Source organism: Nocardia elegans NBRC 108235 (assembly GCF_001612845.1).
GTDB lineage: Bacteria > Actinomycetota > Actinomycetes > Mycobacteriales > Mycobacteriaceae > Nocardia > Nocardia nova.
In genome coordinates this window covers 75,446-100,083 of sequence record NZ_BDBF01000011.1, presented here as the reverse complement: position 1 = coordinate 100,083, position 24,638 = coordinate 75,446, and the positions used below count along the sequence as shown (strand labels likewise).

The following is a 24,638-nucleotide window of genomic DNA, read 5'->3' as shown; positions in this document are numbered from 1 at the left end:
AAGTGTGACCAACGCCACAGATTACGGAGCCTGCCACATTTCGAATACGCCACGTTTCAGATCGCGGTAGAACCTATCGCGATGGAAAAATTCGGGACCGCGAGCGGCATCCCGAGGTCGCGGCACCGACAGCCGCGCAGCCGGACGAAGTAACATCGCGCCCGGTGGAAGGTATCCATCAACCGGGACAAAGATCAGCGTTCCGGACAATCCGGTCGCGGCCCGGCCGATAGTGGAGAGTTGATGCCGAGTTTGGACAACGCAGGATCGCACACACCGCGTGAGGATTCGGGCGCTACCGACGCGGCAGCGTCTCAGGCCGGTGCCGACGCGGCAGCGTCTCGGGCAGGTACCGGCGCGGCAGCGACGCGGGCCGGTTCCGACGCCGCCGGCGGTGCCGATACCGCGGTGCGCGTATCGGGTACCGATCCGGCCGTCGTGGTCGACGATGTGCGCAAATCCTTCGGCGAGGTGCAGGCCCTGCAGGGCATCAGCTTCACCGCCGCCCGCGCCTCGGTGCTGGGCATCCTCGGACCCAACGGCGCCGGCAAGACCACCATGGTCAAGATCCTGTCCACGCTGCTGCGACCCGATTCGGGCAGCGCCTCGGTGGCCGGGCACGACGTGGTCGCCGATGCGGCCGGGGTGCGGCGCTCGATCATGATGACCGGGCAGTACGCGGCGCTGGACGAGAATCTCTCCGGCCGCGAGAACCTCGAACTGTTCGGCCGGCTGATGGGCCTGCCCAAGAAGGACGCCCGCCGCCGCGCCGACACGCTGCTCGAGGAATTCGACCTGGTCGGCGCCGGTAAGCGCGCGGTCCGGCACTACTCCGGCGGTATGCGCCGCCGCGTCGACATCGCCTGCGGGCTCGTGGTGCGCCCGGAGGTGGTCTTCCTCGACGAGCCGACCACCGGCCTCGATCCACGCAGCCGCCAGGGGGTGTGGGATCTGGTCAACGCGCTCAAGGAGCAGGGCATCACGGTGCTGCTGACCACGCAATATCTGGAAGAGGCAGACGTCCTCAGCGACAACATCATCGTCATCGACAAGGGCACGGTGATCGCCGAGGGCACCGCCGACGAACTCAAGGAGAAGACCGGCGGCAGCTACTGCGAGGTGGTCCCACTGGATCCGACGCAGCTGCGCAAGGCGGTGACCGCCCTCGGGGAGCTGGTACCCGAGGCCCTGCGGCACGAATTCGCCGGCGACCGGATCTCCATTCCGGCGCCGGACGGGGCGAGCACCCTCGCCGAGGCGGTACGCCGCCTCGACGCGGCGGGCCTCGAACTGGCCGATATCGCGCTGCGGCGGCCTTCGCTCGACGACGTGTTCCTGTCCATCACCGGTCATTCCGGCGGACATCAATGAGCGCGCCGGTGGCCGCCGAGGCCCGCCTCTTCGCGCAGATGCCCGAGGCGCGGATCTCCAGCTTCGCCCAGTGGCGGGCGCTGACCGGGCGGATCGTACGCACGATGGCGACCAAGGGTGAACTGGTCGTCGCGGTGATCACGCCGCTGGTGTTCACCCTCGGGTTCTATCTGCCGCTGCGTTATGTGATGCAGTTCCGCGGCATCGACTACGCGCAGTTCGTGATGCCGATCATCGTGCTGCAGACCATGTCGTTCACCATGATGTCGAATGCGCAGATCGCGGCCTTCGAATCGATGACCGGTCTGCACACCCGCATGCAGACCATGCCGATCGGGCCGATGGTTCCGCTGGTCTCCCGCATCTGCGCGGGCCTGGTGCGTTCGGTGACCTCACTGATCGCGGCCTTGATCTTCGGATACATGATCGGTTTCCGGTTCACCGCCGGACTCGGCCAGGCCGTGCTGTTCTGCGCGTTCTCGCTGGCCGTCGGGACCGTGCTGGCGATCGGCGCGGACGCGCTGGGCAGTTTCACCAAGAGTCCGGAGGCGCTGAGTCAGGCGCTGACGCTGCCGACGCTGATCCTCGGCATGCTGTCGTGCGGCTTCGTGCCGGAATCCGGATTCCCGGCGTGGATTAGGCCGTTCGCCCGCAATCAGCCGGTCTCCCAGTTCTCCTTCGCCCTGCGGGATATGGCCGCGGGCGGAGTGAGCTGGCATGTGCTGTGGGTGCCGCTGGTGTGGTTGATCAGTCTGGCGGCGGCCTTCGTTCCGCTGGCGGTGTGGGCGAGTGTGAGGCGATCGTGAGCAGTTTGACCATCGATGCCACCGAGGCGTCTCCGGAAACTCTCGGCTGGAAGACGCCGCTGCCCAGGGTCGCGGCTCGGTCGGAGCGGTCGGTCGCGACCTGGGCACGGCACAGCCTGATTCAGTGCAAGCGGTTGCTGATGGTGTGGGCGCGCGACCCCGCGACCACCATTCAGACGCTGATCTACCCGGCGCTGACCCTGCTGATGTTCCGGATCGTGCTCGGTGATTCGATCACCGCGGCCACCGGCATGCCCAGCGTCTACGGCACGGTCCCCCTGATCACCCTGGTGGCGGCGATGTCCGGAGCGGTGGTCAGTGCGCTGGGCTTCAAGACCGAGAAGTACACCGGCCTGCTCGGCCGCTTCTGGACGATGCCGATCCACCGGGCCGCGGGACTCACCGGGCGACTGCTCGCCGAGGCGTTGCGCGTCCTGGTGACCACGCTGTTCGTGATCGCGGTCGGCGTCTGCATCGGCTTCCGCTTCTGGAACGGTCCGCTGGCCTCCCTGGCCATGATCGGCATCCCGGTGCTGTTCGGCGTGGGCTTCGCGGTGATGGTCACCGCCCTGGCCACCGTCTCCGAGGGCGTGATGCTGGTCAACATCGTCAGCATCATCAACACCCTCCTGATGTTCTTCAACTCCGGCTTCGTCCCGGTCTTCGCCTACCCCACGTGGTTGCAGAAGGTCGTCGAGAACCAGCCCATGAGCACCGCCATCGACGCGATGCGCGGACTCTGCTGGGACGGCCCCGTCGCCGAACCCCTGTGGAAGACCGTCGCCTGGGTTCTCGGCATGATCGTGGTCTTCGGCTACCCGGCCGTGCGCGGCTACCGCCGCGCAGCAGAGACGGGCGCCTGATCGGACCAAACGTCTACTCATTTGACTTGTAATTGTCCAATGAGTAGACAACACTGGTGATCAGCGAACAGCCGACCCGGACGATCCTCCAGGAACTCATCCGTTCGGGATGGAGCCGTAAGCGCCAGGGCAAGGGCAGTCACAGTCTGTGGCAGTGTCCGACCGGGCAGCATTCGGTGACTGTTCCGGATGGGCATACGACGATCCGAGCTGGCGTGTTGCGGAACATCCGGAAAGCGGTCGACGGCTGCAGTTGCTGAGAGGAGACGGCGATGAAATACGAGGCACACGTGACCGGACGCGAGGGCCGGTGGTGGGCGGTGACCATTCCCGCGCTCGGCGAGGACGCACAGACCCAGGCACGCAGGCTCGACGACGTCGCGGACGAGGCGCGGGACTATGTCACCGTGGCCCTCGATGTGGCCCCTTCGACCATCGACATCGAGGTGGTGATCGATGACCTCGGTGGCGTCCGCAACATCAACGAACGCGCCGCCCGGATCCGCGCCGGGCGTGCCGAAATCGAGCGCATCGAGCGCGAGAATCAGGCTGAGGCCCAGGCGTTGGCCGTCGAACTCGCCGCGCAGGGAATTCCCTTGCGAGACATCGCAAGTCTCACCGGGTACACCTTCCAGCGAATCGGGCAGATGACGGCATCCAAGACTCGTGAGCAGGCGCAGGCGAGCTGAGCCCCGCCGATGCGGCCGGATGGCGGCTTCGTCAGGCCGGACGGGCGCAGCCGCGTAGTTCGCCGATGTAGGTGGTCATGGCGTCGCGGTTGCGGGTGAGCAGATCGATGCGCTGGGTCAGGCGGTCGCGCTGATGTTCGAGGGTGGCGATGATTTCCGGTGTGGCGTCGGCGAAATGGATGTCGCGCGGATCGTCCAGGCAGGGCAGGATCTGCTTGATGATCCGCGTGGGCAGGCCCGCGTCCAATAGTCCGCGGATGTGCAGGATCTGATCGACCAGGCGCTCGTCGTAGTCGCGATAGCCGTTGGCACAGCGGCGCACCCGGATCAGTCCCTGCTCCTCGTAGTAGCGCAGCAGCCGCCGGGAGGTATCGGTCCGCTCCGCCAACTCACCGATTCGCATATGCTCTACCTCACAACGACTTTCGGTTGACCTTCACATCTATGTCAAGGTCCGACGATACCGGCATGAGCACGGACATCACACTGTACGACTACTCCCCGATCACCGAGCGCGAGCCGATCCACTGGCCCGATGGTAAGCGAGTCGCGTTCTACGTCGGCCTCAATATCGAACATTTCTACGTCGACCTGCCGGGTACCGCGACCTACGAGGGCACCACCGCACTGACGCCGGACGCGCTGAACTACGGCTGGCGCGACTACGGCCCGCGGGTGGGCATCTGGCGCCAGATCCAGCTGCTCGACAAATACGGGATTCGCGCCAGCGCACTGCTGAATTCCGATGTGGGCGAACGGTATCCGCAGATCATCGCGGCCGGGAAGGAACGCGGCTGGGATTGGCTCGCGCACGGCAGCAGCAACAGCCACCTGCACACCGGACTGTCGCTCGAGGAGGAGCGCCGCGTTCTGACCGACATCGTCTCGACCATCGAGAAGACCACCGGCCGCCGGCCGCGGGGCTGGATGGGTCCCGGACTCACCGAAACCTTCCACACGCCCGGGCTCCTGGCCGAATTGGGGCTGGAATACGTCCTCGACTGGACCAACGACGATCAGCCCTATCGGCTGAATGTGCCGGGGATGCTGAGCGTTCCGTATTCGGTGGAACTGAACGACATCGGCATCTTCGTCAGCAAGGGGCTCACCGGACCCGATTTCGTCCGCATGGTCCGCGACCAACTCGACCAGCTCTACGCCGACTCCGCCGACAGCGGCCGGGTGCTGGCGCTGGCCCTGCACCCGTTCGTCACCGGTCAGGCGTTCCGGCACCGCTATCTGGACGAGGCGCTCGAGTACGTGGTGAACCATCCGGGCGTGTGGGTGACCACCAGCGACGAGATCGCCGCGCACTATCGACGGACGACGTCAGCTAGCGACCGGCCACGGTCAGATAGATCAGCAGCAGGTTCAGCGCGCTGATTACGGCGGCGATCAGCCACGCGGCCGCGGTGGTCGCCCGTTGATTGGCGTCCGCGCCCATCAGGCTGCGATCACCGGTGAACCGCACCAGCGGGATCAGCGCGAACGGGATGCCGAAGGACAACACCACCTGCGAGACGATCAGCGCGCGGGTCGGGTCGACGCCGGCGGCGAGGATGAGCAGAGCGGGAATCAGGGTGACCACGCGGCGCAGCAGCAGCGGCACCTTGCGGCGCAGCAGCCCGTCCATGATCATCGCGCCGGCGTAGGCGCCCACCGAGGTGGAGGCCAGCCCGGAGGCCAGCAGGGCCACGGCCAGCAGCAGCGCGGCCCAGGGGCCGAGAACCTCCCGGACTGCGGCGTGGGCGGATTCGATCGAGTCGACATCGCGGCCGCCGAGCGTGGCGGCGGCCATCAGCAGCATCGCGAGATTGACCGCGCCGGCGATGATCATGGCCAGGCCGACATCCATCCGGGTCGCGCGCAACAGGCGACTGCGGCGCGGGCCCGGCTCGGTGCGGCCGTGCCGGTCGCGGGTCAGGCCGGAGTGCAGATAGATGGCGTGCGGCATGACCGTGGCGCCGATCATGGCGGCGGCGAGCAGGACGCTCTGCGCCCCGTCGAAACGCGGCACCAGCCCGCCGGCCACCCCGGAGGGCGAGGGCGGCGAGATCACCACACCGGCCAGGAACCCGATCGCGATCACCGCCAGCAGGCCGATGATCACGCGCTCGAACGGTTGTTGTCCGCGGCGGTTCTGCACGGCCAGCAGGGCCATCGACACCCCGCCGGTGATCACGCCGCCGAGCAGCAGCGGCAGGCCGAACAGCAGGTTCAAGGCGATCGCGCCACCGACGACCTCGGCGAGATCGGTTGCCATCGCGGTCAATTCGGCCTGACCCCAATAGGCCAGCCGGACCGGGCGCCCGGCTCGTTCGCGCACGATCTGCGGTAGCGAGCGGCCGGTCACCACCCCCAGTTTCGCCGACAGGTACTGCACCAGCGCGGCCATCACATTCGCCATGACGACCACCCACACCAGCAGGTAGCCGTACTGCGCGCCGGCGCTGATATTGGAGGCCACATTCCCGGGATCGACATAGGCGATCGCCGCCACGAAAGCCGGGCCCAGCAGCACCACGAGCGAACGCAGCCGATTCCGGCGTGTGGGCCCGGCCTCGACGGTGATCGCATTCATGAAAAATAGTTTACGGCCAACCGAACTTTTTAGTGAGCCAGCCCCCGGAAAATGGCGAATCCGCCCCGATCGCGACGGCGATCGAGGCGGATTCGGTGGTTCGTTCAGGCCGGTCAGATGCCCAGACCGCGGGCCAGCACGGGCCACGAGTCGAGGAAGTCGTCGTGCCAGTAGCCCCACGAATGGGTGCCGGAGTTACGGAAGTTGTAGGTCGCCGGAATGTTCAGCGAGTCCAGCTTCGTCTGCAGGTTGTGGCTGCAGTAGTTGGTCGCGGCCTCGATCACGCCGCCGATGACGAGCTGGTTGCCCAGACCGTAGGCGCCGGGCAGGGCGTAGGGGCCGTTGAGGGTGTCCCACTGGCCGGGCAGGCCGTTACCCGAGGAGATGTACAGGTTCGCGCCGCGCAGCTGATCGGCGTGCAGCAGCGGGTCGTTGTCCTGCCAGGCCGGGTTGTCGTCGTCGCCGTACATGTTGCGCACGTCGCCGCCACCCCAGGTGTTGACGGTGAGCTTCACCGCTTCGCGGCCGACCTCGGTGCTGCTCTCCGCGCAGCCGGAGTAGGCGGCCACCGACTTGTACAGACCCGGCTTGCCGATCGCCAGGTTCAGCACCGAGGTGCCCGAAGTCGACAGGCCCGCAATGGCATTGACGCCGTTGGTGCCCAGCGCGCCGTCGATCAGCGGAGGCAGCTCCTCGGTGAAGAAGGTCTTCCACTTGTTGCGGCCCAGGTTCGGGTCGTCCTTCAGCCAGTCGGTGTAGTAGCTCCACTTACCGCCGATGGGCTGCACGACGTTGACGTTCTTGTCGGACAGGAAGCCGTTGACGATGTCGGTCTTCTTCTGCCACGACGCGTCGTCCTCGCCGCCGCCCGCGCCGTTGAGCAGATACAGGGTCGGGCGCGGCACCGACGCGTCGGCGGGGCGCTGCACATCGACCGGGAAGGTGCGGTTCATCGCCGCCGAGTGGACGTACAGCCGGATGCTGCGGTCGTCCTTGTAGGTGGCCTTCTCGATACGCGATCCGTCGGGCGACTGCGGGTCGGCCAACAGGGACTTCGAGGCGATGACCGGATCATCCGCCGAGGCGGACGTTGCGCCGACTCCGGCCACGACGCCTGTGAGGACCCCGGTGGCCGCGAGCACGGCAGCAGCTCTCAGGCCACTACGCCGGAAGTGTCGACGAATCAATGTTCACACCTTCGCTATCTGCTCGAATTCGGTTTCAGCTCTTCCGTGGGGCGCCCGGCGAGGCGCCACCCCGGACGGTCGAGAACTCGCCCGACCCTACGGCCTATCTAGTCGTCTGACCAGACCGGTCCGTTACGTATGCGCCGCCCCATCATGCCGGAGACGACCCGTCCGGGCGAGGACCGCCCCCGCGCGCCAGTACCTGTGCCAGCACCGGACCGAGTTCGGCCAGCGCCGGCGGCGAGGTCATCTGGTCGTGCGAGACGCCGACCGGATGATCGGCGATCTCGCCCTCGACGTAGGGCCGCCAATTCTGCGCCGCCGTTTCGTGACCGGCCGCACTGAAATAGTCCAGGCGGCCACGGTATACGTCCGGCCGATGTTCGGCGATCAACTCCGCCGACCGCACCGCGCTGCGGTAGATGCGACGTACCCGGTCCGGCGTCAGCACGGCCATATCCGGCGGGATGGTGGCGTGCAGTGCGGCCACCGCCTCCTCGCTGAGGTCGTGGATGTCGCCGTTGCCGACCAGGGCCTCGGCGCCGATCCCGATCTCCGCCAGCGCTTCTCGGATCGCGGTCCGGAAATCGGCGACGTCGATCTCGGCGTGGCTGTCGAGCATGCTCACCGAGCCGACCTGCTCACCCGCCGCCTGCAGGGTGGTCGCGACGGCATGGGCCAGCACACCGCCCAGCGACCAGCCGAGCAGGTGGTACGGACCGTGCGGCTGCACCGCGCGAATCTCGGCGACGTAGCGATCGGCCATCTCCTGCAACGATTCCGGCAGGTAGCCGTCCTCCGACAGCGCCGGCGACTGCACACCCAGAATCGGCCGGTCCGCGACGTACCGGGTCAGACCCGCGTAGCACCAGGACAATCCGTACATCGGGTGGATGCAGAACAGTGTCTCGCCCTCGCCCTGCGCCCGGATCGGCAGCAGCACACCCAGAGCCGCATCCGATTCCAGGTCGTAGTCGTGCTCGTCGCTCATCGCCGCGACGATGCGCTGCGCGAGTGCGGCGACGGTCGACCCGAGGAAGAACCACTGCACCCGGACCTCGACACCGGTGAGCGCGCGCAAGCGGCTCACCGCACGGGTCGCGACCAGGGAATTGCCGCCCAGATCGAAGAAGTCGTCGTCAAGGCCGACCCGGTCGGCGCCCAGCACCTCGGCGAAGACGCCGGCGATCGCCTCCTCCAGCGATGTCGACGGCGCCCGGTAGGGGCGTCCGGAGAACTGCGGCACCGGTAGCGCCTTGCGATCGAGTTTGCCGCTGGCGTTGAGCGGGAGCGCGTCGAGTACCACCACGGCCGCCGGAATCATGTACGCCGGCAACGATTCCCGCGCGTAGGCCAGCAGTTCTGCCTCGTCGATCGTGCCCGCGTCGGGCACCACGTAGGCGACCAGGCGATCACCCGACGAGCTGCGCACCAGCGACACCACGGCGTGGCGCACCGGCGCGAAGCCGGCCAGCACCGCCTCGATCTCCCCGAGCTCGATGCGCTGACCACGCAGCTTGATCTGGAAATCGCTGCGGCCCAGGTATTCCAGTGCCGCACCGGCGCCGGTTTCGCGCCAGCGCACGATATCGCCGGTGCGGTAGAGCCGCTGCCCGTCCTCGTGGGCGACGAACCGTTCGGCGGTCAGCGCCGGTGCGCCGAGATATCCGCGGGCCAGCTGCACACCGGCCACGTAGAGTTCACCGGGCGAGCCCGGCGGCACCGGCCGCAGCTGCCGATCCAGCACGTACACCCGGGTGTTGGCGACCGGTGTGCCGATCGGGACCGCGACGCCGTCGCTGTCCCCGGCGGGCCAGGCCGTGACCACGGTGGCCTCGGCCGGGCCGTACCAGTTCACCAGCTCCGTGTCCCCGAGTGTGGCGCGGAATCGCTGCGCGGTCTCCCCCGACAGCGCCTCACCGGCGGCGAAGACCCGTCGCAGCGACGGATAACCGCGCGTCACCGCCGCATTCGCGGCCGGATCCAGGAACGCGTCCAGCATCGAGGGCACGAAGTGCACGGTGCTGACCGAGCGCTGTTCGATCACCTGCGACAGATACGCCGGATCGCGGTGGCCGTCCGGCTCGGCGATCACGATCGCCGCACCGGTCTGCAACGGCCAGAACAACTCCCACGTCGAGATGTCGAAGGTGATCGGTGTCTTGTGCAGGACGACGTCGCCGGTGTCGTGCGGATAGGTCCGCTGCGCCCACCGGAACTGGTTGGTCATCTGCCGGTGCGTGATCACCACGCCCTTCGGCCGGCCGGTCGAGCCGGAGGTGTGGATGACATAGGCCACCGCGTCCGGATGGACGTACGGGAACCGCAGTGCCGCAACCGATTCCGGCTCGCCGTCCAATCCGGAGATATCGACGACCGGGACTCCGCTGTCGGTGGCGAAGCCGTCGCGGCCCGTGGTCAGCACGCACACCGGACGGGCGTTGGCCAGCACGAATTCGTTGCGTTCGGCCGGGTGATCCGGGTCGACGGGGACATAACCCGCACCCGTCCGCAGCACCGCGTAGATGCCGACCACCAGGTCGATCGAACGCCGCATGGCCACGGCCACCAGCGAATTCGGTTCCACTCCCCGGCCGAGCAGTTCGGCGGCGAGGGCACGCGACCGCAGATCCAGCTCGCGGTAGCTCAGCGTCACGTCGCCGAAGTGCAGCGCCGGCGCCTGCGGGGTGCGGGCCACCTGCTCGTCGAACAGGCTCAGCAGGGTCGCCTGATCGCGCAGCTGCGGCACATCGGTGGCGTTGCGGGTCTCCAGTGCGGCGCGCTCGCCGTCCAGCAGCGCATCGACATCGGCGACCCGAGCCTGTGGTGTATCGGTGAAGCGGCCGATGAGCGCCGCGAGCCGCTGCGACAGCGCCTGCGCCGCCGCTTCGTCGAAGACGTCGCGCAGATACTTCAGGCTGATCCGGAGCTGGTTGTCCAGCACCACGATCACCGTCACCGGATAGTGCGTGCCGTTGACCGCGCCGATGCCGGTGACGTGCATACCGTCGATCGAGCCGACCCGGTCGAGTCCGTCGCGATCGACCGGGAAGGATTCGAACACGACCAGCGAATCGAACAGCCCTTCCACTCCGACGGCCTGCTGGATATCGCTCAGGCCCAGGTAGTGGAAGTCCAGCAGCGCCGCCTGTTCGGCCTGCAACTGGCTCAGCAGTCCGGCCAGCGTGTCGGTGGCGCCCAGACGCACCCGCACCGGAATGGCGTTGAGGAACAATCCGACCATCGTCTCCACACCCGGCAGCGCGGGCGGGCGCCCGGATACCGTGGCGCCGAAGACGACGTCGTCGCGATCGATGCTGCGGCCGATGAGCAGACCCCACGCCGCCTGCACCACGGTGTTGACCGTGACACCGAGCCGGGCGGCGAGGCGGGTCAGCTCGGTGGTGTCGGCGACCGACAGCTCGAAGCCGATTTCGCCCACACCCGCGGAGATCTCCCGGCTCGGGTCGACCGGCGCCAGCGGTGTCGGCTCGGTGATCCCGTCCAGCGCCCGCTGCCACTGCGCCCGCGCGGCGGCCGGATCCTGCGCGGTCAGCCAGCGCAGATAGTCACCGTAGGATCCGGCCGGCGGCAGCTGCCGCGACCGCGCGCCCACCGCGTACAGCGTGAGCAGATCCTGCATGAGCAGCGGCGTCGACCAGCCGTCGATGAGGATGTGGTGGCTGGTGACGAGCAGCCGGTAGGCGTCGGCGCCGAGCCGGAACAGGGTGAACCGCAGCAGCGGCGCCCGGTCCATCGCGAACCGCCGGCCGTAGTCGAGTTCACACATCCGGACCGCTTCGGCCTCGGCGGCCTCGGGTGCCAGATCGGTGAGATCGATACTGCGCCACGGGACGTCGACGTGATCGAGCACCACCTGCACCGGATTCCCGGCGGCATCGGCGGCGAAGGCGACCCGTAGGTTGTCGTGCCGGTCCAGCACTGCCTGTGCGGCCGCGCGCAGCCGCCGCTCGTCCACGGCACCGCCCAGATCCAGGGTGAACTGGGTGATGTAGACGTCGGTCGAGGTGTCGGCCAGCAGGGCGTGGAACAGCATGCCCGACTGCAGCGGCGTCACCGGCCAGACATCGGCCAGATTCGGGTAGTCCTGCGACAACTTCGCGATATCGGCGGTTTCCAGGCGGACCAGTTCGAAGTCGGACACGGTGAAACCGCCGGCGTCGGCGTGGGTTCCGTGCTCGGCGAGGCCGCCCAGCGCACGCACCCACAGTCCGGCGAACTCCTTCACCTGGTCGACGGTGAAAACGGCTGCCGCGTAATCGAATCGCGCGAGCAGTCCGTCCTCGGTGGCGTCGACGGTGATGTCGAGCAGCAGATCGGCCGCGGGCAGGTGCGGATACGGCCGGGCCGGACGCAGATCGCGGTAGCGGAACGCGGTGCGGCCCTGCGGGGCCGCGGCCAGCGCGGGCGCGGTGTCGGCGTTGAGATACCGCAGCAGACCGTAGCCGACACCCGAATCGGGCACCCCGCGCCGCAGTTCCTTGATCTGCGCGATGGCGTCGCCCGCGGCGCGGTTACCGAGCAGCGCCTGCTCGACATCGATATCGGTGAGGCCGACCAGCAGCGGATAGGTCGAGGTGAAACCACCGACCGTACCGGCGGATTCGGCGCCGGCGACCGCACGGCCGTCGGCCGCCAGCCGCACCACGGTGCCGATCAGATCACCGGCATCGGCACGGGCGCCCCGTTCCTGCGCCAGCGCGAACGCGGTGAGCAGCACATCCTCGATGGTGGCGTGATAGGCGTGCGCGACCGCGTCCACGGCGGCCGCGCCCTCGGCGGTGATGACCAGCGAGACCCGGCCGCGCGCAGCCAGATCGATGCCCTCGACCGGAGCGTCGGCGGGCGCGTCGGCGAGATGACTCTGCCACCAGTCGAGTTGCGCCACGGTCTCGGCCGCGACGGCACTCGCCGCGAGCGCGCGACCCACGCCCAGCGGACCGGCATCGACGGCTGCGGGCGCGGAATGTCCGCCCGCCCACGACTCCGACAGTTCGTCGACGACGATGCGCCACGAGGTGTCGTCCACCACCAGACCGTTGGCGGCCACGACCAGACTCGTTGCGGCGCCCGCGGATTCCCCCGGGTCGGGGGGCGCGATCAGCGCGAAGGCGATGGTGCGCCCGTCGGCCGGATCGAGCTCCTGTGCCAGCGATCGCACCGCCAGGTCGACGGCGTCGGGCCCGGGCACGAACTGCCGCAGGATCGCTGGGACGGGAGTTTCCGGAATCACCAGGGCGCCGGCCTCCACATCCAGGCGAGCCGACAGGACGGCATGCCGGTCGAGCACCCCGGTCACCGCCGCACGAATCCGCTCGGGATCGCAGTCGGCCGGAATATCGAGGGCGATCGCCCGGAGCTCGCGACCGGAGGGGTCGAGTTCCAGCGCGCGAATCGCGGCCGGCGGCAACGGCATCGGTCCGGACTGCTCGGCGGCGGCCGGCGCCTCGACGGTGGCCGCGCGGGCCAGCGCCTCGACCGTGCGCGCGGTGAACACGTCGCGCGGGGTGAAGTGCACGCCGCGCGCCCGCGCCCGGGACACGACCTGGATGGAGACGATGCTGTCGCCACCGAGGGCGAAGAAGTCGTCGTCCACGCCGACGCGATCGACGCCCAGCACCTCACCGATCACCTCGGCGACCACCTGTTCGGTGGCGGTCTGCGGTGCGCGGTAGCGCTTGGCCTCCAGGACCGGTTCCGGCAGGGCCTTGCGATCGAGTTTGCCGACCGGGGTCAGCGGAATCTCGTCCAGGACCACGATCGCGGTCGGAACCATGTACTCCGGCAGCCGCGCGGCGAGTTCGGCGGTCAGCGTCTCGGTATCCAGCGGTAGACCGGCGGTCGAACGCACATAGGAGACGAGAATCGTCGTGCCCGTGGCGGTGCGATGCCCCACGGTGACCGCGAAATCGACGCCCGGCTGATCGATCAGCGCACTGTCGATCTCGCCCAGTTCGATGCGCAGGCCGCGGATCTTGACCTGGAAGTCGTTGCGGCCCACATATTCCACCACCGGCTCGCCGCGACGCCAGCGCACCACGTCGCCGGTGCGGTAGAGCCGCTGCCCGGGCGGGCCGTACGGATCGGCGACGAACCGGGCGGCGGTGAGACCGGGCCGGTCGTGGTAGCCGCGGGCCAACTGGATGCCGCCCAGATACAGTTCGCCGGCGACGCCTTCGGGCACCAGCCGCAGCCGCGAGTCGAGGATCAGCGCCCGCATGCCGCGGATCGGCCCGCCGATGGTCACCACGTCACCGGGCGAGAGCGGATCGCTGATGTTGGTCATGATCGTGGTCTCGGTGGGGCCGTACCCGTTGTGGAACCGGCGGCCCGAACCATCCGGCGCGCCACCCCATTTGGCGACCAGATCGGCCGGCACGGCCTCACCACCGGCGACGATGACCTGCATCGAGGCCAGCGCATCCGAATCCAGCGAGGCCAGGACCGACGGAGTGAGGAAGGCGTGCGTGACCCGCTGACCGCGGATCACCTCGGCCAGTTCCTCACCGCCGAAAGTGCGTGGCGGCACGATCACCAGCGCCCCGCACGCACCGATGGCCAGCAGCAACTCCAGCATCGAGGCGTCGAAGGACGGCGACGCGAACGCCAGCGCCCGCGAATCGCGATCCAGCCGGTAGCGCTCCCGCTGTTCGGCGCTGAAGTTCGCCAGACCCGCATGGGTGACCACGACGCCCTTGGGCAGACCGGTGGAACCCGAGGTGTAGATGAGGTAGGCGGTGTTGTCCGGGCGCAGCGGGGCCAGGCGTTCGGCATCGGAAACCGGTGCGCCGGACAGGGAATCGACCTCGTAGGCGAAGTTGGGATCATCGAGCACGATCCAGCCGCCGGCGGTATCCGGCAGGTCCGCGACCTCGGCCCGCACGGTGACTCCGAGGTCCGCGCGGCAGTCGGCGACCATGTGCGCGATGCGGTCGTACGGATAGGTCGGGTCGATCGGCACGAACGCCGCACCCGACTTGGCGACCGACCACAGCGCCACCACACCCTCGAGCGAGCGCGGAATGGCCACCGCCACATGCTTGTCCGGCCCGGCACCCAGTTCGATGAGCCGGCGGGCCAGTTTGGTCGAGGCCAGATCCAGCTGGGCATAGGTGAACGCGCGCCCGCCCACGACCACCGCCGGACCGTCCGGATTCGCCGCGACCGCGGCCGCCATCAGATCCGGCAGCGTGGCGGGCGCCACCGCGGGAAGTCCGGTGCGAGCGGCGAGATCCTCGGCTTCGGATCCGACCAGGATGTCGAGATCGCCGACCGCGATATCGGCGTCGCGCGCGACCGCGGCGAGGATCCGGCCCAGCCGCCGGCCGAAGTCGACGACCGTGTCCCGGTCGAAAAGATCGGTGGCATAGGTGAACTCGCCGAAGATGCCGGCCTCGCCGCCGGATCCGGTGCGCTGTTCGCGCAGCGTCAGCAGCAGATCGAATTTCGCGGTGTCGGCGGCCGGATCCAGGGCGGTGAAGCTCAGGCCCGGCAGTTCGAAACTGGTTCCGGCCAGATTCTCGAACGACAGCGCCACCTGGAACAGCGGATGCCGGGCGGTGGAGCGCTCCGGGTCCAGCGCCTCGACCAGCCGCTCGAACGGCACGTCGGCGTGGGCGAAGGCGCGCAGATCGGTTTCCCGGTTGTCGGCCAGCAGTTCGGCGAAGCTGCGGCCCGGCGTCACCCGGCTGCGCAGTACCAGCGTGTTGACGAACATGCCGATCAAATCGTCGAGTTCGGCCTCACCGCGGCCCGCGATCGGCGCACCGATGGCGATGTCCTCGGTACCCGACATGCGGGCCAGGAAGACCGCCAGGGCGGTGTGCACCACCATGAACACCGTGGAATTGTGCCGCTGCGCCAGCGCGGTGAGGCCGGCGTGCACCTGCGAATCGACGGCGAAATCGACCTTGGCGCCGGCGAAGCTCTGCACCGCGGGCCGCGGCCGGTCCGCGGGCAACCGCAGCTCGTCAGGCAGGTCGGCCAGTTCCTGTGTCCAGTACGACAATTGGGCGCTGACCAGGGATTCCGGATCGTCCTCGGCGCCCAGTGCGGCGCGCTGCCACAGCGCGTAATCGGCGTACTGGATCGGCAGCGGCGCCCACGAGGGCGCCTGTCCGGCGGCCCGGGCCACATAGGCGGTCATCAGATCCCGGGTCAGCGGGCCCATCGACCAGCCGTCGGCCGCGATGTGGTGGGCGACGAAGACGAGGACGAACTCGCTCGCCGAGAGCTGGAACAACCGGATTCGGAACGGGATCTCGGTGGTCACGTCGAATCCGCTCGCGACCTGACGCCCCACCTCGTGGGCCACCCGCTCCTCACCGATCTGCACCGGCTCCAGATCGATGCTCACCGCGCCCGGCGCCAGCACCTGCTGCACCGCGCCGCCGGACTCGGATTCCGGATAGATGGTCCGCAGCACCTCGTGCCGGGCCACCAGATCCGCGACGGCCTGCCGCAGCGCGGCCACGTCCAGCGCACCGGACAGCCGGATGGCGACCGGGATGTTGTACACCGTTGCGGCGGTGTCGAATTGGTTGAGGAACCACATCCGCTGCTGGGCGTAGGACAGCGGAACGGCGTCCGGACGCGGACCGGCGACCAGCGGCAGCCGCGGCCGTTCGGTTCCGGTGCGCTCCACCCGGGCGGCCAGTGCGCCCACGGTCGCCGCCTCGAACAGCGCGCGCACCGGCACGCGCACCTCGAGCGCGGCGCCGATCCGCGCGGCCACCTGAGTGGCCAGCAGCGAGTTACCGCCGAGGGCGAAGAAGTCGTCGTCCAGGCCCACCCGGTCGATCCCCAGCACCTCGGCGAAGGTGCCGGCCACGATCTCCTCCACCGGAGTCGAGGGCGCACGGAAGGCGGTGGTCTCGAATTCCGGCTCCGGCAGGGCCTTCCGGTCGAGTTTGCCGTTCACGGTGAGCGGCAGCGCGTCGAGGACCACGAAGGCCGCGGGCACCATGTAGTTCGGCAGCGCCGAGGCGAGTGCCGACTTCACCTGTGCCACATCGAGTTCCCGGTCCGCGGAGACCAGATACGCGACGAGCCGATCGCCGGTGCGCGGGTCGGACTTCGCCACCACGACCGCCTGGGCGAGCTGCGGCAGACGCAGCAGCGCCGCCTCGATCTCCCCCAGTTCGATGCGGAAACCGCGCACCTTGACCTGGAAGTCGGTGCGGCCGCGATACTCCAGCTCACCGTTCGCCGTCCAGGCCACCAGGTCGCCGGTGCGGTACATGCGCGTACCGCTGCCGAACGGGTCGGCCACGAAGCGCTCCGCGGTCAGATCGGCCCGGCCGAAATAGCCGCGCGCCAGCTGCGCACCGGCCAGATAGAGCTCACCGGAGACGCCCACCGGCACCGGGTGCAGGCGCGAATCCAGCACGTAGACACTGCTGTTCCACTCGGGTGCGCCGATCGGCACCGACAGTTCGCCGGCCGCGCCGACGCGGTGCGCGGTGATCGAGACCGCGGCCTCGGTCGGACCGTACAGGTTGTAGAGCTCGACCTCGGAATGGGCGGAGGCGAACCGCTGCGCCAGCGCCGCGGGCAGCGCCTCACCGATGGCGAGGACTCGCCGCAGCGGGCTCGTCGCCTCGGGTGCGTTATTCGTCCGAGCCTCGGTGAGCAGGGCGTCCAGCATCGACGGCACCACATGCAGCGTGGTGACGCCGGCGCGCCGGATCAGATCGTTCAGGTAGGCCGGATCGCGATGTCCGTCGGGCGCGGCGATCACCAGCCGTCCGCCCGACACCGCCGCGGACCAGAACTCCCAGACCGACAGGTCGAAGGTCGCGGCGGTCTTCAGCAGTACCGCGTCATCGGCTCCGAGCCCGAATTCGGCCGTCTTCCACACCAATTGGTTGACGATCGCGCCGTGCGGCACCGCCACGCCCTTGGGGCGTCCGGTCGAACCGGAGGTGAAGATCACGTAGGCCGTGTGCTGCGGCAGCAGCGGTGCGATCCGGTCGGCGTCGGTGACCGGCCGCGCCGACAGGCCCGACAGATCCAGCTCGTCGAGGCGCACGACGTCCTCGCGCGCCGCGGACCGGCCGGAACCGGCCAGCGCGGGCATGGACTGCGAGCGACCGCGCCAATCCCGGGTCGCCGCGGCGGCTGCCGAGGGTGCGGTACGTCCGGGCAGGTTCGGAATATCCGAGGTGGTCAGCACGCACACCGGGTCGGCGGAATCGAGGATGTAGCCGACGCGTTCGGCGGGCTGATCCGGATCGAGCGGCACATACGCGCCACCGGCCACCGAGACGGCGTACATCGCGACCACCAGATCGACGCCGCGCCGCAGGGCCAGCGCGACCCGCGATTCGGGGCCGACGCCGAGCGAGATCAGATGCCGGGCGAGGCGGTGGACGCGCTCGCCGAGTTCGCCGTAGGTGAGCTCGGCGGGTGTACCGCCGAACTGCTCGTCGGCATCGGCCGTCAGGGCCACTGCGTGCGGCCGTGCGGCGATCGTCGCCGCCAGCAGTTCCGGCAGCGTCGCGGCAGCGACCGGATGCGACGCGCCGGTCGCGGCACGCTCCAGCGCGGCCCGCTCGGCCGAGGTCAGGATGTCGAGATCGCCGACCGCAGTGGCGGCCTCGGCGACCACACCGGCCAGCAGCAGCGACAGCCGCTCGACGATCGATTCGGCGGTCGCGGCGTCGAACAGATCCGTGGCGTAGGTGAGGAAACCACCGATGCCGTCCGGATTTCCGTCCGCGTCGTACGCGTCGGCCACGATCAGATGCAGGTCGAACTGCGAGACGTCCAGATCGGCGTCCACACCGGCGACGCTCAATCCGGGCAGTTCCAGTTCGGTGCGCGCCAGGTTCTGGAACGACAGGCCCACCTGGAACAGCGGGTGGTGCGCGGTGGAACGCGGCGGGTTCAGCACCTCGACCAGCCGCTCGAACGGAATGTCGGCGTGGGCGAAGGCCTGCAGATCGGTTTCGCGCTGGCGGGCGAGCAGCTCGGTGAACGGCTCGCCGCGCTCGACACGGGTCCGGAAGACGACGGTGTTGACGAACATGCCGATCAGATCGTCGAGTTCGGCCTCACCGCGACCGGCGACCGGGCTGCCGACGGCGATGTCGTCGCTACCCGACAACCGGGCCAGCAGCAGCGCGAACGCCGAATGCACGACCATGAACAGCGTGGCGCCGTGGGCGCGGGCCAGCTCGACCAGGCCCGCGTGCACCTCGGGTGCGATCCGCACGTCCACGCGCGCACCGGCCAGCGTCGCCACCGGCGGACGCGGGCGATCGGTGGGCAGCTCCAGCACGTCCGGCAGGCCGGCCAGCTCGCGCTGCCAGTACGAAATCTGCTGGGCGGCAATGGAATCCGACTGCGACTCCGAGCCCAGGACGGCACGCTGCCACAGCGCGTAATCGGCGTACTGCACGCGCAGCGGCGCCCAGTCCGGCGCGGCGCCGCAGGTGCGGGCGGCGTAGGCGGTCATCACGTCGCGCACCAGCGGGCCCATCGAGGACGCGTCGGCGGCGATGTGGTGCACCACCACGGCGAGCACGTATTCGCGTCGCGAACCAGGGGCGAGATCGGAGATCTCCAGTAGCCGCACCCGCAGCGGAACCTCGGAGGTGACATCGAAAGGCGTTGCGGCCAGGGCATATACCGCATCGGCGATCGCGGCGGCGGCGGTGCGTTCCGGCCGCAGGCCCAGCCGGGTGTCGGCCGGCAGGATCACCTGCACGGGACCCTCGGGAGTCTCCGGGTAGACCGTGCGCAACACCTCGTGCCGCGCGACCACGTCGTCGAGGGCCGCGCCCAGCGCCTCCACATCCAGGCTGCCGGTCAGCCGCAGCGCGAAGGGCAGGTTGTAGGCCGCCGAACCGGAATGCACCGCCTCCTCGGCGGTTTCGGCCTGGTCGAAGCGGTTGAGGAACCACATGCGCTGCTGCGCGAGCGAGAGCGGCAGTTGTTCCGGGCGCTCGATCGAGCCCAGTTCCACACCGCGCCGGATGTGGGTCTGGGAATCGAGGGTGGCGGCCAGTCCGGCCACCGTGGGCGTCTCGAACAGCGACCGCACCGGCACGCGGCCGCCGACCGCCGCACCGAGGCGGGCCACCACCTGCGTGGCGATCAGCGAATTGCCGCCGAGGGCGAAGAAGTCGTCGTCGGCGCCGACCCGTTCCAGGCCTAGCACGGAGCCGAAGACCTCCGCGACGATCTCCTCCACCGGAGTACTCGGCGCCCGGAATTCGCGGCTGCTGAAGGTGGGTTCGGGCAGCGCCTTGCGGTCGAGTTTGCCGCTCGGATTGAGCGGGAAGGCGTCGAGAACCACGACGACCGCCGGAACCATATAGGCCGGAAGCGAATCCTTCACGCCGTTGCGCAGGCGCTCGGGATCGAGGGTGGTGCGCGGCTGGGCGACGACATAGGCGACCAGCTGATCGCCCAGTGCCGAGCCCATCACCAGCGCGACCGCCTGGCTCACGCCCGGCAGCGCCAGTAGCGCGGTCTCGATCTCGCCCAGCTCGATGCGCTGGCCGCGGAACTTCACCTGGAAGTCGGTGCGGCCGATGTAGTCGAGCCGGGCGGGCCGGGTCTCGTCGGCGTCACGCCACAGCACCAGATCGCCGGTGCGGTACATCCGCTCGCCGTGGCCGAACGGGTTGGCCACGAACCGGTCCGCGGTCAGGTCGGGGCGGCGCACATAGCCGCGGGCCAGCTGGTCTCCCGCGAGATACAGCTCACCGGGCACGCCCACCGGCACCGGACGCAGACGGCCGTCGAGCACGTAGACGCGAGTGTTCCACTGCGGCAGGCCGATCGGCACGGTCGGCCGGTCGTCCTCACCGACCGGCCAATACGTGACCGACACCGCGGCCTCGGTGGGCCCGTACAGGTTGTGGATGCGCGCATCGCACACCGCGTGCACGGCATCGGCGGTCTCCGGCGGCAGCGCCTCGCCGATCACGAAGATGTCCTGCAGGCTCGGGCAGCTGCCCGCCGCGATGTGCGCGGCGAAGACGGTGAGCATCGACGGGACGAAGTCGGTGACCGTAACTCCGTGCGCGGCAATGGTTTCCGCGACGTACAGCGGATCGCGATGGCCGTCGTGGGTGGCCACGACCAGCTCCGCACCCGCCCGCAGCGGCATGAAATAGCCCCACAGCGAGACGTCGAAGGTGGTCGCCGTCTTCTGCAGATAGACGTCGCCGCTGCCCAGCGGGTAGGCGGCCAGCATCCACTCGATCTGGTTGTTGATCGCGGCATGCGAGACCGCGACGCCCTTGGGTCGGCCGGTGGAGCCGGAGGTGAAGATGACGTAGGCCGGATGGTCCGGCCGCACCGGCGCGAGCAGTTCGCCGGGCCGGATCGGGCTCGGATCGAAGCCGCCGAGATCCATGGTGTCCAGCCGCAGCACCGGAAGCCGCGCGGGCACCGCGACGGTATCGGCGACGGTGGTCACGACGCAGACGGGCTGGGCGGTATCGAGGATGTGCGCGATGCGGTCCGCCGGATGATCGGGATCCAGCGGCACGTACGCACCACCGGCCGCCACGATCGCGTACATGCCGACCACCAGATCCAGCGATCGGCGGATCGCCAGGCCGACCAGGGCATCCGGGCCGACACCGCGCGAAATCAGCAGGCGCGCCAGCTGATTGACCTGCGCGTCGAATTCGGCGTAGGTCAGCTGCGCACCCTCGTAGGTGACCGCCACCGCGTCCGGATTGCGCAGCGCCGTGCGCCGATAGCCGTCGAGCAGCAGCTCCGGTTCGACCCGGTGGGCCGTGTCGTTCCAGTCCTGCAGGATGCGCAGGCGCTCGGCCGGATCGAGCAGCTCGATATCGCCCACGGCAGCCGCCGGATCGGCGACGATGCCCTCCAGCACCCGCACCAGCCGGTCGGCGTAGGTGGCGACGGTCGGCTCGTCGAACAGATCCAGCGCGTAGGTGAACATGGCCGATACGCCGGCCGGGGCACCCGCGTCCGATCGCGGCACGGCGGTGAGCTGCAGATCGAATTTCGCCACCGCGCCGTCGAATTCGACCGTTTCGGCGACCAGTCCGGGCAGCCGCAGCTGCGGCTTCTGCATGTTCTGGAAGAACAGCGCGGCCTGGAACAGCGGATGATGCGCCTGCGACCGCACCGGGTCGAGCACCTCGACCAGGCGCTCGAACGGCAGCTCGGCGTGCGAGAAGGCCCCCAGATCGGTGTCCTTCACCGCCGCCAGCAGTTGCTCGACCGTCGTCGCGGCGTCGATGCGGGTGCGCAGCACCAGGGTGTTGACGAACATGCCGACCAGAGCGTCGAGTTCGGCCTCACCGCGCCCGGCCACCGGGGTGCCGATGGTGATGTCGTCGGTGCCGCTGGAGCGGGCCAGCAGGATCGCGAACGCCGCATGCACCACCATGAACAGCGAGGTGCCGGTGCGCTGGGCGAGCTCCTCGAGCCGGGCGTGCAGCTCGGGCGCGATGTCGAAGGTGTATTCCGCGCCGCGCCCCGAGGCGATCTGCGGGCGCGGCCGATCCGCGGGCAGATCCAGCCGGTCCGGGATGCCGGCCAGGGTGGTGCGCCAGTAGTCGATCTGCTGGGCCGCAAGGGAATCGGGATCGTGTTCGTCGCCGAGCAGCGCCCGCTGCCACAGCGCGTAGTCGGCGTACTGCACCGGCAACGGCTGCCAGCTCGGCCGGGCGCGGTTGCGCCGGGCGAGGAAGGCGGCCAGCAGATCGCGCATGAACGGCGCCACCGAGGCGCCGTCGGCGGCGATGTGGTGGACCACGACCGCCACGACGTGATCGTCGGGCGCCAGTTCGGCCACCGCGATGCGCAGCGGCACCTCGGCGGCCACATCGAATCCGGCGAGCAGATAGCCGGCCAGCCACTGCGGCAGTTCGTCCTCGGTCACCGGCTTCGGCGCCAGATCCGGAACCGATTGCGACGCGGGCAGAATCACCTGGTGTCCGGCGCCGTCCGCGGACGGGTAGACGGTGCGCAGGGTTTCGTGGCGCTCGACGACGTCGGCGACGGCCGCCTGCAGCGCCTCCACGTTCAGCGCGCCGGTGAGCCGGATCGCGAACGGAATGTTGTTGGCAGCAGATTCCGGATCGAACTGGTTGAGGAACCACATCCGCTGCTGGGCCAGCGAGAGCGGAATGCGTTCCGGACGCGGCATCGGCGCCAGCGCCAGTCGACCGCCCGCACCCTTCAGCGGTTCCAGCCGCTGTGCCAATTCGGCGACCGTGGCCGCCTCGAACAGCAGCCGGGCCGGTACCCGCGCCGAGATCTGGGCGCCGAGGCGGCCCGCGACCTGAGTGGCGATCAGCGAGTTTCCGCCCAGTTCGAAGAAGTCGTCGTCGGCGCCGACCGGCCCGGGCGGGTCGAGCAGATCGGCGAAGACGGCCGCCACCATCTCCTCGAGCGCACCCGAGGGCGCGCGGAATTCGCGGGCGGCCAGGACGGGTTCCGGCAGCGCCGCCCGGTCCAGTTTGCCGACCGGGGTCAGCGGAATCGCGTCCAGGACCATGATCGTCGTCGGCACCATGTGGGCCGGAAGACTCTGTCCCGCATGCTCGCTCAGCTCGTCGGTGTCGACCTTCGCACCATCGGCGGCGTGCACGTACGAGACGAGAATCGTGGCGCCGCTGTGCAGGGTGTGGCCGACGGTGACCGCGAAGTCGACCGAATCGTGGGCGGCCAGTACCGCGTCGATCTCGCCGAGCTCGATCCGGAAGCCACGGATCTTGACCTGGAAGTCGTTGCGGCCCAAATACTCCAGTTCGCCGGCGGCGGTCCAGCGCACCAGGTCACCGGTGCGGTACAGCCGCGAACCGTTGGCGTCGAAGGGGTTGGCGACGAAGCGCGCCGCGGTCAGGCCGGGGCGCAGGTGGTATCCGCGCGCCAATTGCGCACCGGTGATGTACAACTCGCCGACCGCACCGCGCGGCACCCGCGCCAGCTGTTCGTCGAGCACGTATTCGGTGATGTTGCGCACCGGCGCGCCGATGGTGACCGTCTCCCCCGGCACCAGCGGCGCGCTGATGTTGGTCATGATCGTGGTCTCGGTCGGGCCGTACCCGTTGTAGAACTCGCGGGTGCCGCCCTCGATCGCGATCGCCCAGCGCCGCACCAATTCCGGCGGGCAGGCCTCACCACCGGCGACCACGACGCGCAGGTCGTCCAGTCCGGCCGGATCCACCGAGGCCAGGGCCGCGGGCGTGACGAAGGCGTGGGTGACCCGTTCGCGCCGCAGCAGATTCGCCAGCTCGTCGCCGCCGAGTACCGACGGCGAGGCCACCACCATGGCGGCCGCACCGCCGATGGCCAGCAGCAATTCCAGCACCGAGGCGTCGAACGAGGGCGATGCGAAATGCAGGGTGCGCGAGTCGTTTCCGACCCGGTACCGCTCGCGCTGTTCGTCACAGAAACTCGACAGCCCGGCCTGGGTGACTACGACACCCTTCGGCTTGCCGGTCGAGCCGGAGGTGTAGATCACGTAGGCCGGATGTTCGGCCCGCAACGGCCGCAACCGATCGGCATAGGTGACCGGATCGCCGGAGAACTCCTCGAGCCGCGCGGCGAAATCAGCGGTATCGACGGTCAGCCACTCCACCGAGTCGGGCAGGTCCTCCCGCACCGGCGACACCGTGAGACCCAGTTTCGCACCGGAGTCGGAGACCATGTGCGCGACGCGATCGGCCGGATAGTTCGGATCCACCGGCACGAATCCGGCGCCGGTCTTGGCCACCGCCCAGACCGCGACCACCGATTCCACCGACCGGGGAATACCGACGGCGACCAGATCCTCCGGGCCGATGCCGCGGGCGATGAGCAGCCGGGCCAGCCGGGTCGAACGCTCGTCGAGCTCGGCGTAGCTGAGTTCGGCCAGCGTGGTGGTGGCATCGGCGAACACCAGGGCCGTACCGGTCGGATCCGCCTCGACCGCGGTGGCCATGAGCTGGGGCAGGGTGGTGACGCGTGGCCGGCGAGTGCGTGTCGGCCGAACCCGAGCGGGGCGCGTCATGCCGTCACTTCCAGCGCGTACTGTCCGCTGACCACCCGTACCACCTATCTCATCCTGCCTGTCGTCGCCGCATGCGCCTGCACGCAGGCCACCCTTGTCCATCGATTCCGGCCGCGGCGGGCGTTACTTT

General features: G+C 69.2%; 10 protein-coding genes. 6 read left to right on the top strand and 4 right to left on the bottom strand.

Annotated features, from left to right (window positions below):
* The first annotated feature begins 243 nt into the window (after positions 1–243).
* Genes NE2_RS09625 through NE2_RS09610 form a run of 5 tightly spaced genes read left to right on the top strand, consistent with a single transcriptional unit; the run spans position 244 to position 3,729 of the window.
* Positions 244–1,371: an ATP-binding cassette domain-containing protein gene (locus NE2_RS09625; RefSeq protein WP_174553922.1), complete on the top strand. Its 1,128-nt coding sequence runs from the start codon at positions 244–246 to the stop codon at positions 1,369–1,371.
* Positions 1,368–2,177, top strand: a complete 810-nt coding sequence (locus NE2_RS09620; RefSeq protein ID WP_062961861.1) for an ABC transporter permease — start codon at positions 1,368–1,370, stop codon at positions 2,175–2,177. The genes NE2_RS09625 and NE2_RS09620 overlap by 4 nt, the downstream gene beginning before the upstream one ends.
* Positions 2,178–2,182: 5 nt before the next feature.
* Positions 2,183–3,040 (top strand): ABC transporter permease, encoded by an 858-nt coding sequence (locus NE2_RS09615; protein ID WP_369801464.1) that lies wholly within the window; start codon positions 2,183–2,185, stop codon positions 3,038–3,040.
* Between the two features lie 56 nt (positions 3,041–3,096).
* Positions 3,097–3,300 carry a type II toxin-antitoxin system HicA family toxin gene (locus tag NE2_RS34875; protein ID WP_084493920.1) on the top strand — a complete coding sequence of 68 codons (204 nt, stop codon included), beginning with the start codon at positions 3,097–3,099 and terminating at the stop codon, positions 3,298–3,300.
* A 12-nt stretch (positions 3,301–3,312) separates the two neighbouring features.
* Positions 3,313–3,729, top strand: a complete 417-nt coding sequence (locus NE2_RS09610; RefSeq protein WP_063025617.1) for a hypothetical protein — start codon at positions 3,313–3,315, stop codon at positions 3,727–3,729.
* A 31-nt stretch (positions 3,730–3,760) separates the two neighbouring features.
* On the opposite strand, the gene NE2_RS09605 is transcribed toward NE2_RS09610, so the two are convergent.
* Entirely contained in the window at positions 3,761–4,132 is a 372-nt protein-coding gene (locus tag NE2_RS09605; protein ID WP_063025616.1) for a MerR family transcriptional regulator, read from the bottom strand.
* Positions 4,133–4,197: 65 nt separating this feature from the next.
* Here NE2_RS09605 and NE2_RS09600 point away from each other — a divergent pair, with 65 nt between their 5' ends.
* Positions 4,198–5,112, top strand: coding sequence for a polysaccharide deacetylase family protein (locus NE2_RS09600; protein WP_063025615.1), 915 nt, complete (start codon positions 4,198–4,200; stop codon positions 5,110–5,112).
* On the opposite strand, the gene NE2_RS09595 is transcribed toward NE2_RS09600, so the two are convergent.
* From NE2_RS09595 to NE2_RS09585, 3 genes are all read right to left on the bottom strand, one after another.
* On the bottom strand, positions 5,063–6,310 hold the full coding sequence (locus tag NE2_RS09595) for an Nramp family divalent metal transporter (protein WP_063025614.1): 1,248 nt from the start codon (positions 6,308–6,310) through the stop codon (positions 5,063–5,065). The two genes, NE2_RS09600 and NE2_RS09595, sit on opposite strands and share 50 nt — an antisense overlap.
* Before the next feature lie 113 nt (positions 6,311–6,423).
* Positions 6,424–7,452 carry an alpha/beta hydrolase gene (locus NE2_RS09590; RefSeq protein ID WP_063025613.1) on the bottom strand — a complete coding sequence of 343 codons (1,029 nt, stop codon included), beginning with the start codon at positions 7,450–7,452 and terminating at the stop codon, positions 6,424–6,426.
* Between the two features lie 196 nt (positions 7,453–7,648).
* Positions 7,649–24,610, bottom strand: a complete 16,962-nt coding sequence (locus NE2_RS09585; RefSeq protein ID WP_373862237.1) for a non-ribosomal peptide synthetase — start codon at positions 24,608–24,610, stop codon at positions 7,649–7,651.
* Positions 24,611–24,638: the final 28 nt, after the last annotated feature.

Coding starts and splice junctions, on each gene's coding strand:
- NE2_RS09625 (WP_174553922.1), top strand. CDS start 244: ATGCCGAGTTTGGACAACGCAGGATCGCACACACCGCGTGAGGATTCG.
- NE2_RS09620 (WP_062961861.1), top strand. CDS start 1,368: ATGAGCGCGCCGGTGGCCGCCGAGGCCCGCCTCTTCGCGCAGATGCCC.
- NE2_RS09610 (WP_063025617.1), top strand. CDS start 3,313: ATGAAATACGAGGCACACGTGACCGGACGCGAGGGCCGGTGGTGGGCG.
- NE2_RS09605 (WP_063025616.1), bottom strand. CDS start 4,132: ATGCGAATCGGTGAGTTGGCGGAGCGGACCGATACCTCCCGGCGGCTG.
- NE2_RS09600 (WP_063025615.1), top strand. CDS start 4,198: ATGAGCACGGACATCACACTGTACGACTACTCCCCGATCACCGAGCGC.
- NE2_RS09595 (WP_063025614.1), bottom strand. CDS start 6,310: ATGAATGCGATCACCGTCGAGGCCGGGCCCACACGCCGGAATCGGCTG.
- NE2_RS09585 (WP_373862237.1), bottom strand. CDS start 24,610: ATGGACAAGGGTGGCCTGCGTGCAGGCGCATGCGGCGACGACAGGCAG.